We start from the raw sequence: 12272 nt of genomic DNA, 5'->3' as shown, positions 1-12272 counted from the left end.
TACCCCCAGAATGCCTCGACTCGATCGGAGTTGTCATCGTTGTGTTCATCGCGGGGATACCTCCTCCCGCCCTCTACGACACCAAACCGGACCATCCGGGTGTCTCATCTAAGGCTGACACAGAGGGCCATGAAGCCCAAGGTATTGCTGTTTGACGAACCTACGAGTGCGTTAGACCCGGAGCTCGTCAATGAAGTGCTCACAGTTATGCGTCGCCTTGCTGACGCGGGTGCGACCATGCTGGTCGTGACTCACGAAATGAGATTTGCCGAGGAAGTGTCGGACGAGGTCATCATGATGGATGCCGGTCGAGTAGTCGAACGAGGGGCCCCAAGGCAACTCCTTCATCAGCCGAAAAAAGACAGGGCCAAGAAGTTCTTCGCTTCCGTTGGCACTATCTGAACAATGCTCACAACTTCGAATGGAGATACACCTATGAGTGCAAAGACTGCCATTGTTATTGGCGCAGGAGTCCTAGGCTGCTCAGTGGCGGCTGAACTGACCCGAAACAACGTACGGGTCACACTTATCGACGAAGCAGAAATTGCCTCAGGGACTAGCGCGGCCACCTTCGCCTGGGTCAATGGCAATAACAAAAGTCCCGAGAACTACTCGCACCTCAATTTCTTGGGGCTGCAAGCACATGAGCGAGCCGCTGCGGCGGGCGCTAGGTGGTTCCACCAAACCGGCATGGTTCAGGTTGCTCAAAGCGCTGTCGAGGCAGAGGGGTACGAGCGCAACGTAAAGAACATCGCTTGGCCAGAATACGGAGCAAGACCACTGACCCGTGCGGGAGTGCTCCAACTGGAGCCCTCGCTCGATGCAGAACGTGTCGTCGGTGGAGCCTTCTACCCCAGAGAGGGTTGGATCGATGTTCAAACCATGTGCCACTCGCTTGCCGAGATGTGCCTAGAACAGGGGGCATCTTTCCGCCCCTTCGAGTCTGTAAAGGAGATTCGCGACAACGAAGTCGTCACCGAATGCAGAGACGGCTCACTGTCGACATACACCGCAGACGTCATCATTGTCGCTGCAGGAAATGGGACGCCCCACATTCTGAGGAGCGTAGGGATTGACTTCCCACTCCTCGACCCACATGCGCATCCAGACGAGCGAGGTTCAGTTGGCTCATCGGTTGGCGTAATAAGTACAACTGGGAAAGTCGACGCGGGCATTCGACACTTTGTGAGGACGAAGGGAGTTGCTCTACGCCCAAGCAGGAACGGAGGTATCACCTTCTCCGATCACCCAACCGGTGGACAGTGGGCTCAGGACGACCCGAGAACTTGGCAAGTTCCGCAAACACTGCTCGAACGGGCCAAGGCCCTCTACCCTTCACTTAAGGGAGCAGTCACAAAGAACGTTGCGCTCGGAACGCGCGTACTGCCCAGTGACGGTCTAACCGTCGTTGATTGGGTCGGTTCGGGTGCACCTGTGTACGCTGCTGCTACACACAGTGGGGTGACGCTCTCCGCACACCTTGCAGAAACGATCGTCAGGGAACTGCTCACGGGGCACCGGGACGAATCAGTCCAGTCCTTCGGCCTTGATCGATTTAAAGAGCGAGTCCCGAGTGAGGCAGGGTCTTGATAGCCAGAGGTGCGGGGTCTAAGCGGTGCCCGCGAAGATAGCGGCTGCGGGACTGCTGAAGGTTTGGTTGACTCCTGGGTTTATGCCGCCAGGGCGACGGCTTTTTGGTGAACAAGCTCGTATTCAACCGGGGTCAGTTTACCCAAACGTCGCTGTCGACGCTTCCGGTGATAGGTCCGCTCGACCCAGTGGACGATCGCTGTCTGCAACCTCGCTCACGTGTCCCAACGGCCCCGATCGAGGACGTTCTTCTGCAACACGGCGAAGAACGATTCCATCGCCGCATTATCACCAGCAGCACCGACCCGACCCATCGATCCGACGAGCCCGTAATGCCGTAGAACCTGCTGGAACTTCCGAGAACGAAATTGCGAGCCGCGATCCGAGTGAACGACACACCCGGCAATCATTCCAGACCCGCCACGACGGGCCACAGCATCATCAATCGCCGCCACAGCCAGGCGAGATTTCATCCTCGAATCGATGGCATAGCCGATGATTCTGTTGCTGAACACGTCCTTGACCGCGCACATGTACAGCTTGCCCTCGCTGGTGTGGTGTTCGGTAACGTCGGTCAGCCACAACTCGTTGATTGCCTTGGCAGTGAAGTCGCGTTCGGGACTGCTGAAGGTTGAGTCGACGCACCTGGGTCCGAGCAGTTGATACAGCACCATTCTCGAAGCCAAATGGGGACGGATCCTCATCCTCGCCTGACCGGGAATAACGGTGGGACTACTGTGCCGCCGTCTCGGTCGGCACCACCATGACCGGTCCCCGCGCGCGATTGAGCAGTTCGCGGCTGACCGAGCCGAGCAGTGTGCTTTTCATCGTGCCGCGGCCGCGAGTGCCGACCACCGTCAGCTGTGCAGCACGGGTCTTCGCTTCGAGAAGATCGCCCGGGGTGCCGAGGTCGACGTCGGCCGTGATCTCGAGGCGCGAATGACGTTGACGCAGCCAGGCGATCTCCTTCTCCACCGATGCCCGCAGATTGCTCTGGCGGCGCTCAGTGATGATCTCGAACTCCTCGAGTTCCGGGTACCAGTACTTCCACTCCCTCAGCAGCGGCATCGCTGTCAGGACCTGCAGCGGAGCCGCGAAAAGCTCCGCCTGTCGTGCTGCGAGGAGCAGCACAATGCGACTGCGCTCGGACAGGTCGATTCCAGCGACCACCGGTCCGGTGTCTCGAGCGTGGGCGAAGAGTTCCGGGCCCTGCCCGGCTTCCGGCTGATAGTCCTTCGGGACGACCACAGTGGGGCACTGCGACCGGGCGGGAAGCGCCGCGGCGACCGAACCGAGGAGCTGGCCGATGAAGCCGCCGCGACCGTGGGAGCCGACTACGACCGTCTGCGCACGCCCACTGAGTTCGGTGAGAACTCCGGTCGGGCTGCCTTCTGCCGACGAGAACGTGACCTTTCCCGGGTAGTCGCGCAGATACTTTCGGGCATCATCGAGGATCGTTTCGGCACGATCCCGTTCGGCGCGGGCTTCAGGCGTGACCAGAATTGCCGGCTCACCGGTGTACATCATCGGAGGAAGCCGATAGACGGCCACGACCGTGAGAGCCGTGTTGCTGCTCAGCGCATTGACTGCGGCGAAATGCAGCGCGCACCTGGCATGAGCCGAGCCGTCGACGCCGACCAGGACACCGAGGTCGCGGCCGGAGGAAGCGAAAGGAACTCGATCGTTCATGACCAGAACTTAAGGCTGTGATCGGGGAGGAACGATCATCACCGGGCCCTGAGCCCCGTTGAGCACACCGCGAGAGACAGAACCGAGCAGTGCGCTTCGCACCGCACCGCGGCCTCTGCTGCCGACCACGGTCAGCTGCGCTGTCGCGGTCCGGTCAGTGATGGCGTCGATCGCCTGGCCGCTTTCGACATCGATCGAGATCTCCAGATTCGGGTGATCTTCGAAAAGCCACGAGTGGTCGGCTCTGATCGTCTTCTCGAGATCGCTCCTGCGCCTCAGGCTCGAATCGTTCTGGAGCTGAACGTCGGGATACCAGTACAGCCATTCCTCCGCCAGCGGCATGATCATGAGGATGTTGAGACGGGCGGACGTCTTCTCTGCCACCTGCGCCGCCTGCGTGAGGACCTCGGCGCTCTGCGCCGAACCATCAATCGCGGCGACGATCGGACCACCCGGCTTCTGCTCGACGAATTTCTCGTTCTTCGCGTCTGCCTCCGTGGAGTCGGGTCCGGGGAACACGATCGTGGGGCAGTGGGCGTGAGCAGGAAGCGCGGCGGCGACCGAACCGAGAAGCTGCCCGATGAAGCCACCACGTCCGCGAGCCCCGACAACGACCAGTTGCGCTTGCTCGGAGAGGTCGGCGAGGGTGCCGGTGGGGTTGCCCTCGGCAACGGCGAGGATGAGGTCGCCTGTGTAGTCGTCAAGATACTTCTCGGCCACATCGAGGGTGGCTTCGGCGTTCTTGCGTCGTGCGCGATCCTCCGGCTCTGAGGGCAGAGAGGCCATATTGGGGTAGATCGGGACCGGGACCGCATAGGCGGTGATGACGGTCAGAGTCGTTTTCCGGCGAAGTGCTTCGCTCGCGCCGAACTGCAGAGCCGATCTGGCGTGGTCAGAGCCGTCGAATCCGACCAGAACTCCAAGATCACGGGTGCGCAGATCAGCGGCTGTTACGTCCTCGTACATCATGAACCTCCTGCCGGGGTTACCCAGATCCGGAGCGACGGCGACAACCCCGAAGCGAAAACACCGTCGTCCGGCTCCAGCATACCAAAGTTTTCTACACTATGTAGAAAAGGCGGTGTCGACCGCCTTATTGCGCGGCCGCGTTCGGGACGATCAGCACGGGCGACTTCGCCTGATTGAGCACACTCCGGCTGACCGACCCCAGAAGCAGGCTGGCCACCCCTCCTCGACCTCGGGTGCCCAGTACGACGAGTGCTGCTGTGCGTGTTGCTTCAATCAGTGTGGCCGCTGCCGAGCCCTCTGCCAGCTCGGGGCGTACTGTCAGTCCTTCGTGATGGTCCGTAACGGCATCCACCAGCTCTTCGAGATGGTCTGCGTATGCACGATCAGTCGCAGGGTCCTCGGCACCGGTCCCACGCGAGGCTCCCGCATCAGCGGGGACGGCTGATACGAAAGCGAGTCGACGGCCGCTGAGTTCGGCAGCACGTGCGGCAACCTCTGCGACCGGAAGCGCAGACGAACCCATGTCGACTCCAGCGACGACTTCGTCTTCGAAGCTCAACCGATAATGCTGGCCCTCCGAGGCGGATCCACCAAGGTTCTCCTGTCCCGGCACATCGTCGTCGAGATCTGAGTCCTGGAATGGCACCACCATTACGGGACAATGCGAATGCGCAACGAATGCACCAGACACTGTGCCCGGCAGTCGACTCGCCAGCCGGTTGCGGCCGCGTTTTCCGACGACCGCCAAACGCGAGTAGCGGCTGGCTTCGGCGAGGACTTCTCCCGCGTCTCCCTCGATGGCTTGGGCAGATGCCTCGACGCCTGCGCTCCGTGCCTGCGAGGCAAATTCTTCGAGCAGTTCCTGTGTCGAATTCCCGATGCTGCGGTGGCGATCGTCGGAGATCGTCGGGGCGTGCCGGCGCGGGATCACCGGGACACTGTAGGCACCGACGACCCGGATCGAACAGTTGTGCTCCTGGGCGATGGCGACGGCAGTCGCGAACGCTTGGCGGCTGTTGTCCGATCCGTCCACTCCGATCAAAATATCCGCCGGTGAGAGGGTGAAGAGAGCAGTCATAGCCTCACCGTACGCGAAATGCCCGGTTCCGGAGAGAGCTACCTCGCCGAGGCAGCTGCCCCGGCCAACCCGGCACTCAGCCCAGGTCTGCCCTCGACTCGGTTGCGCCAGGACTCAGTCACCGGTGTCCCCACCATCCGCAAACCGCGCAAAGTACGTCAGCGCCTCAAACGAATCCACAGCATCGGGATTCGCCACCTTCTCCAGTGCATGCCCCTGGATGAGCCGCTTGACCGGCACCTCGAGCTTCTTGCCCGTGCGGGTGTGGGGGATCGCGGGCACGGCGATGATGTCATCGGGCACATGCCGCGGTGAGGCCTTCTCCCGCAGATCTCCAGCGATCCGCGACCGCAGCGCATCATCAAGAACAACGCCCGAAACCAACACCACGAACAGCGGCATCCAGTATCCGCCGCCCGACTGTTCGGCACCGATGACCAGGGATTCGGCCACCTCGGGGATACCGTCGACGATGTCGTAGATGTCCGCGCTGCCCAGGCGGACACCGTGCCGGTTGAGGGTGGCGTCCGAGCGTCCGGAGATGATGACGCTGCCGCGTTCGGTGATCGTGATCCAATCGCCGTGGCGCCATACTCCAGGAAACATCGAGAAGTACGAGTCGTAGTAGCGTTGCCCGTCCGGGTCGTTCCAGAACTTCACCGGCATCGACGGCATCGGAGCGGTGATGACCATTTCCCCGACCTCACCGATGAGTGGGCTGCCGTCATCGTCCCAGGACTCCAGCGCCACTCCGAGGATCGGTGCGGACAGTTCGCCCGCCCACACTTCGAGGTTCGGGGCCGGACCGGCGAAGCCGCTGACGACGTCCGTGCCCCCGCTCACGGAGCCCAGCTGCACGCGCTCGCCGACGGCTTCGCGGACCCAGGGGAAGCAGAGGGTCGGCACCGGTGCACCGGTGGCGCCGATCGTCCGGAGCGCCGAGAGGTTCAGTTCTTCGCCGGGTTTCAGATCGGCCTTTAACCCAGCAAGAAGAATTCCTGGACTCAGCCCGAGGACATTTGCCTGTGTGTCAGAGGCGATCTCCCACAGCCGTCGTGGTCCCGGATACAGGGGGCTCCCATCATAGAGGACCGTCGTCGCGCCGGTCAGCAGTGCGGAGGTCGCCAGATTCCACATCACCCAGTTCGTGTTCGTGTACCAGAACAGACGGTCACCCGGCCGTAGGTCCAGCTGCAGCCCCATTAGTCGCAGATGATCGAGGACGACTCCGCCGTGGCTGTGCACGATCCCCTTGGGAATTCCTGTGGTGCCCGAGGAGTAGAGCACCCACAGCGGAGTATCGAACTCGACTCGGACGAAGTCGAGCGCAGTATCATCGCAGGCGATGTCGTCCCAGGCGACGAGCTCAGTCAACGGATGCTGTCCGTCCAACGCGCAAGCACCGAGGTTGCCGACCCCGACGACTGCCCGCAGCGACGGGATCCGTGTCGCCAAGTCCGCAACCTGGTCACGGCGGTCGAAGGCCGTGCCGTTCCAGAGGTAGCCGTCGGCGGCGAAGAGGGCCTTCGGTTCGAGTTGGCCGAGTTTCGCCGCGGCTCCCTCTGCGGCATAGTCCTGGGCGCAGGCCGACCAGATGGCACCGAGCGAGGCGGAGGCGAGGAAGGCGATGAGGGTGTGGTGGGTGTTCGGGAGGTAGCCGACGACTCGGTCGCCCTGACCGACTCCCTGGTCGCGCAGCCATGCGGCGACGGAGCCGACCTGGCGGCGCAGCTCACGCCACGTGATTTCGGTTCGGTTGCTGTCTTCGGTGACGGTGATGATTGCCGGTTCGTCGGCGAGGTCGTCGTCGAGTGCGGCGCGCAGTGCGTGCTCGGCGTAGTTGAGCCGGGTGCCGGGGAACCAGGTGGCGCCTGGCATAGAACTGTCGGCGAGGACTTCGGTATAAGGTTCGTCGGAGATGACGTCGAAGAAGTCCCAGACCGCACCCCAGAAGCCGTCGAGGTCATCCACCGACCAACGCCACAGATCGTCGTAGCTGACCATGTCCTGCCCAGAACGCTGGTTCGCGAATTCGGTGAAATCAAGGATCTGCGGGCGCGGGGACTGGTCGGGGTTCGCACGCCAGATCGGTTCAGCGGTCAATTCTTCTCCTCGTTTCAGCACGTCGGCGGGCGGCAGCGGATGGGGCCTCATCAGCAGGAACGAGGCTCACTCATTCTGCAGTGGAGACGTTGAGTCCACCTTACGCCCGCCGGATTTCGCTGGCGGTGCAGACTCAGCCCCACACACCCCGCGTATCGTGGACGATCTTCTGGACGAGCAGGGTCCGGTCGAGCCGTGTGAACTCGGTGTGGTCGACGAGTAGCAACACGATGTCGGCGGCGTGTACGGCCTCATTGACCTCGGTGAGAGTGACGTTGTCACGCTCATCGAGCTCGTCGGGCAGGCGGTCGATGTTCGGTTCGACGGCCATGATGTTGGCCTGGGGGAGTGCGTCGGCGAGGCGATTGACGATCTGTCGGGCGGGGCTTTCGCGCAGGTCGTCGATGTTCGGTTTGAACGCCAGCCCGAGGGCGGCGATCCGCACATCCTGAATGCGTCGAGCCTGGGGGAGGAGCTTGTCGAGGACATACCCGGGCTTGGCATCGTTGACCTCACGCGCGGTCCTGATCAGCGAGGACCGCTCGGGTGCGGTGGCAACGATGAACCATGGGTCGACGGCGATGCAGTGGCCGCCGACTCCGGGCCCAGGTTGCAGGATGTTCACGCGAGGGTGATGGTTGGCGAGCTTGATGAGCTCCCACACGTTGATGTCGAGGCCGTCGGAAATCATTGACAGCTCGTTGGCAAAGGCGATGTTGACGTCGCGGTAGGCGTTCTCGGTCAGCTTCGCCATTTCTGCGGTGCGCGCATCAGTCATGAGGAACTGACCTTCGCAGAACAGCTCGTAGAGGTCGCGGGCGCGCTCCCCGGCCTCACCGTTGAGCGTGCCGATGATGCGGTCGTTCGTGCGCAGCTCGATCATGATCCGACCGGGTAGAACCCTCTCCGGGCAGTGAGCGAAGTAGACCGTCTGGGCGCTGCCGGGCTTGAGCGTCAGATCGGGGCGTGCCTTGATGACCGTCTCGGCGAGGAACTCCGTGGCCCCGGGAGGCGAGGTCGATTCGAGGATGATGAGCTCATTGCCCTCGAGCAGCGGAGCGATCTGCTTGCCGGCGGTTTCGATGTACGACAGGTCCGGCTTATGGCAGTCCTTGAACGGGGTGGGCACCGCGACGATGTAATTGTCCGCGTGCGGAGTCTCGGTCGTCGCACGCAAATATCCCTGAGAGACGACACCGGCGACCGTCGTTGCCATATCGGGTTCGACGAACGGCACGTTGCCGGCGTTGATCGTGGTCACGGCATCGGCATTGACGTCGACTCCGACCACCTCCGCTCCAGAACTGGCCAGGACGGCTGCGGTCGGCAGTCCGATATAGCCGAGGCCGATGACGGCGACCGATGGGCGTGGGGTGGCGGTGATGGGCGGCATGCGTGGGGTTCTCCAAACTCCTGCTGAACAGATTCCGATGTTACCCGAGTGACGGCCAGGCCAACTGCGCATGAACAGTGGATGACCAGGCATACCATTGGTTCAAGCGCCAACCATCACTGCGAGAGCCTGACCGCCGAGGCGGCCGCCGGGTTCTCCCGATCAGGAGTTCGTCCGTGACCCCCACAGTCCTCACCGTTTTCGGCACGCGTCCGGAAGCCATCAAGGTGGCCCCGCTCATCCGTGCCATCGAATCCAGTGGGACGCTCGCCTCCCGCACCCTGGTCACGGCCCAGCACCGGGAGATGCTCGATCAGGTCAACGATCTCTTCGGCATCGTGCCCGATGTCGATCTCAACATCATGTCCGCGGGACAGACGCTCAACGGCATCGCCTCCCGCGTCATCGGCGAACTCGATTCCGTCCTTGCCGATCAGACCCCCGACGCCGTGCTCGTCCAAGGGGATACCACCACGGTCATGGGGGCTGCGATCGCCGCCTTCAACCGCGGCATCCCCGTCATTCACCTCGAGGCGGGGCTGCGCTCGGGTGATATCGCCAGTCCCTTCCCCGAGGAGGCCAACCGCAAGCTGACGAGCCAGGTCGCCGCCCTCCACCTCGCCCCGACCTCCCGCTCGCGTGACAATCTGCTCGCTGAAGGCATCAGCCCCGCAGACGTGGCCGTCACCGGCAACACCGTCATCGATGCCCTCCACCTCGCCGTTGCCATGGAGGTGACGCCGGTCGATCCCACGGTCGCTGACTATTTGGCCACCGACCGGCCGAAGCTGTTGGTCACCACGCACCGGCGAGAGAATCTCGGGTCGGCGATGGAGAATATCGGCGACGCGCTGGCAGAACTCGCTGCCGCCCGCCCGGACCTCCTCATCCTCCTCCCGGCCCATCGCAACCCACTCGTCCGCGAAGCCGTCCTGCCCAGAGCCGAGTCACTTGAGAACGTCCTCGTCACCGAGCCGTTATCCTACGGTGAGTTCACCACGGTCATGGCCGCCTCCGACGTGATCCTCACGGACTCCGGAGGAATCCAGGAAGAGGCCCCGAGCCTCGGCAAGCCGGTGCTCGTCATGCGTGAGAACACCGAACGCCCCGAGGCGGTCACCGCCGGTTCCGTTGCACTCGTCGGTACCGACCGGAAGACCATCGTCGCCGAGGTATCCCGACTCTTCGACGATGCTCGAGGCTACGAATCCATGGCCCGAGCGATCAACCCCTACGGTGACGGTCGAGCGGCACAGAGATCTCTCGCCGCTATCGAGCAGCTGCTTGGAGTCGGCGAACGCATCGACGAGTTCGCCCCCGAGCGCTCGCCTTGGCGCAGCGTTCAGAAGCAGTAGTGGCGCGGAGCGAAACCGAAGGCGTGGACGTCGCCGTTGGCCAGCAGATGGCTGTCCTCGACGGTCCAGGTGTGGGCATGGTCGCCTCTCACCTGGACGAAGTTGAACCGATCGGCTGAATAGATCCGCGCCCCCGCTGTGACGAGGCGCTGCTGCAGTTCGGTGTCCTCGCCGAGCGTGCGTTCGGCGAAGGGATTCTCGAGCAGCGTCGAGCGTCGCGTCATCAGCGTCGGCCCCATGACGAGGTCGGTGAAGCGGTGCTCCCGTTCGGGGAAGCGGCAGATGACGATATCGGAACCGCGCATGTGGAGGTAGTGCGCCTGTTTGCCGACGAGATCGGCATCCGAGTACCGCAGCGCCGCGAGCTGGTCACCGAGGTAGTGGGCGCCGTAGATGTCATCGTCATCCATCTTCGCGATGACATCGCCCGAGGCCGCTTCGACTCCCCGATTGAGGCACGTTCCGAGAGGCTCGTCGGCGCTGACCTCGACGATCTCCAGGCGGTCGATCCCGAGGGTCGCAGCGCGTGTTCGCAGATCGGCAGGAGCAGAGAACCCGTGGGCGACGAGGACGAGTTCCTTGTCCGCGTGCAGCTGGGCGGCATGAGTGGTGAGCACCTCGCCGAGGTGGCCCGGCCGATTCGTCGAGACCACCGCCGATACCGAGGTGGGAAACGGCCGGGCATGGTCGATCCCGAGGGAATCCATCACCGTCATCGCCCGATGGGTATAGGTGTGCTCGGCCCAGATCCGCCGCTGCGCCAGGTGGACGCTGCGGTCGCGCAGCTCAGGACTGCGCACATAGGCACGCAGAGTCCACTCGGCGTCTTCTTTCGTCTCCGGCTGAGGCACCTCGTCGGTGGGGAAGAACTCGCGGGTCGCCGCGCTCGGAGTGGTGACCACGGGCGTGCCGGCGGCGCTGATCTCGAAGATCCTCCGAGCGCACATGCTCGGAGAGTCGGTGACGGAATTGACGTTGAGGAAGACCTTATAGTGCTTGTACGCGGTGAGCAGGTTGCGATACGGCAGTGAACCGACCACCCGCTGTGCCAGCGAGCCGGGGAACTGGTAGCGCTCGTCGTTGCCGAGGAAGCGGGAGAAGATCTCCAAGCCGTGCCGCATGCGACCGGATACAGCATCGGCGGCTCCGAGCAGCAGATCCATCTGCTCCCTGCGCTCGGGGTACTTGTGCGCGAAGTACATCCCGGCGAAGGCGATGTCGCGAGCAGCGACGTTCCGGGCCGGTCGGGACGGATTATGGATCGCCGGCTGCGCCGCGAAGGGCAGCACTGCGACACGCTCATGGCCCAGCCGGGACCGATACTCGGGCACCAGCCTGACATCACTGGTGAAGACGAAGTCGCAGAGTCCGGCCAGCGGCAGGAAGTCCTCGAAGTGAGGCGGATCCTCCTTATTCCAGAAGACCGTCGGAATGCCGCGGCGGCGGCACTCGGCGAGGAGGTCGGTGACTTCGGGACTCGGCCCGGACGGGCCCGTGAGCTTGAACTTCCATGCTCCGTCGTTGCCGTTCCACGCCGACTCGATGAAGACGAAGTCGAGGCCGTCGAGCTCGGCCGACCACTCCGTGAACGGAAGCGGATGCAGCGACCACTCGTACCCGAAGCTCTCGGCAGAGAACTCATCGAGGATGACTCCGACACGGAGGTCGGGGAACACCGGAGACCTCTGCGGCAGGGGGAATGCGGGAAACAGTTCGGCGAGCACCTCGGCGGAAAGGCTTCCGGTCGCGACCTCGGGCGATGCTTCGGCTGTTCCCTGAGCGATCGATCGTCTGCGCCTCCACATCGACACCTGGGACACCCCGCCTTTGCGCAGATGCCACAGGGCGGTTCTCAGAGTGCGAAGCGGTGTTCGGGGCACGGGGTGAGTCCTCTCGGCGGCGGCCAGGGAGTGCGGAACGGGAAGCAGATCAAGTCAAGAGTCCTTGTTCCCGCCCTGATGAGGACGGCAAGAGACCCTGTGTCAGGACGTGTGGAATGCAACCAATTCTTAATGTACGCAGGGTTAATTCTGCACGAATCCTGTTAACTCCAATAGTACAATCGGTAAGTCGACAGGGACTCCGCGAGCCTCGA

The 12272-nt window shown here is 63.1% G+C and carries 8 protein-coding genes and 2 pseudogenes; 3 read left to right on the top strand and 7 right to left on the bottom strand.

Annotation, left to right across the window (positions count from 1 at the left end; all coding sequences use genetic code 11):
• Positions 1-126 precede the first annotated feature (126 nt).
• A pseudogene (locus EB836_RS17395) lies at positions 127-402 on the top strand (AAA family ATPase); the annotation flags it as partial.
• Positions 403-435: 33 nt separating this feature from the next.
• Positions 436-1590 carry an FAD-binding oxidoreductase gene (locus EB836_RS17390; RefSeq protein ID WP_167854508.1) on the top strand — a complete coding sequence of 385 codons (1155 nt, stop codon included), beginning with the start codon at positions 436-438 and terminating at the stop codon, positions 1588-1590.
• Positions 1591-1670: 80 nt separating this feature from the next.
• Here EB836_RS17390 and EB836_RS17385 read toward each other — a convergent pair.
• The 6 genes and pseudogenes from EB836_RS17385 to wecC form a co-directional block, all read right to left on the bottom strand.
• A pseudogene (locus tag EB836_RS17385) lies at positions 1671-2207 on the bottom strand (IS3 family transposase); the annotation flags it as partial.
• A 115-nt stretch (positions 2208-2322) separates the two neighbouring features.
• Positions 2323-3279, bottom strand: a complete 957-nt coding sequence (locus EB836_RS17380; protein ID WP_135542666.1) for a universal stress protein — start codon at positions 3277-3279, stop codon at positions 2323-2325.
• Positions 3280-3288: 9 nt separating this feature from the next.
• On the bottom strand, positions 3289-4245 hold the full coding sequence (locus tag EB836_RS17375) for a universal stress protein (RefSeq protein ID WP_135542674.1): 957 nt from the start codon (positions 4243-4245) through the stop codon (positions 3289-3291).
• 127 nt (positions 4246-4372) lie between these two features.
• The gene (locus tag EB836_RS17370; protein WP_135542664.1) at positions 4373-5326 is read right to left on the bottom strand and encodes a universal stress protein; all 954 of its coding nucleotides are present in this window, start codon (positions 5324-5326) and stop codon (positions 4373-4375) included.
• A gap of 114 nt (positions 5327-5440) precedes the next feature.
• On the bottom strand, positions 5441-7429 hold the full coding sequence (locus tag EB836_RS17365) for an acetoacetate--CoA ligase (RefSeq protein ID WP_205683408.1): 1989 nt from the start codon (positions 7427-7429) through the stop codon (positions 5441-5443).
• 133 nt (positions 7430-7562) lie between these two features.
• A complete protein-coding gene (gene wecC, locus EB836_RS17360) occupies positions 7563-8822 on the bottom strand; it encodes a UDP-N-acetyl-D-mannosamine dehydrogenase (RefSeq protein WP_135542660.1) in 1260 nt (419 codons plus the stop codon).
• Between the two features lie 176 nt (positions 8823-8998).
• Here wecC and wecB point away from each other — a divergent pair, with 176 nt between their 5' ends.
• The gene (gene wecB, locus EB836_RS17355) at positions 8999-10177 is read left to right on the top strand and encodes a UDP-N-acetylglucosamine 2-epimerase (non-hydrolyzing) (RefSeq protein WP_135542658.1); all 1179 of its coding nucleotides are present in this window, start codon (positions 8999-9001) and stop codon (positions 10175-10177) included.
• Here the strand turns inward: wecB and EB836_RS17350 are convergent.
• Entirely contained in the window at positions 10165-12057 is a 1893-nt protein-coding gene (locus EB836_RS17350) for a glycosyltransferase (RefSeq protein WP_346763101.1), read from the bottom strand. The genes wecB and EB836_RS17350 overlap by 13 nt on opposite strands.
• Positions 12058-12272 lie beyond the last annotated feature (215 nt).

Origin of the sequence: Brevibacterium sp. S111, assembly GCF_004745075.1 — a bacterium.
In the GTDB taxonomy this organism is placed as follows: domain Bacteria; phylum Actinomycetota; class Actinomycetes; order Actinomycetales; family Brevibacteriaceae; genus Brevibacterium.
The sequence above is the reverse complement of the archived record's forward strand: the minus strand, read 5'-3'. Positions and strand labels throughout refer to the sequence as shown.

Coding starts and splice junctions, on each gene's coding strand:
- wecC (WP_135542660.1), bottom strand. CDS start 8,822: ATGCCGCCCATCACCGCCACCCCACGCCCATCGGTCGCCGTCATCGGC.
- EB836_RS17380 (WP_135542666.1), bottom strand. CDS start 3,279: ATGAACGATCGAGTTCCTTTCGCTTCCTCCGGCCGCGACCTCGGTGTC.
- EB836_RS17375 (WP_135542674.1), bottom strand. CDS start 4,245: ATGTACGAGGACGTAACAGCCGCTGATCTGCGCACCCGTGATCTTGGA.
- EB836_RS17390 (WP_167854508.1), top strand. CDS start 436: ATGAGTGCAAAGACTGCCATTGTTATTGGCGCAGGAGTCCTAGGCTGC.
- EB836_RS17370 (WP_135542664.1), bottom strand. CDS start 5,326: ATGACTGCTCTCTTCACCCTCTCACCGGCGGATATTTTGATCGGAGTG.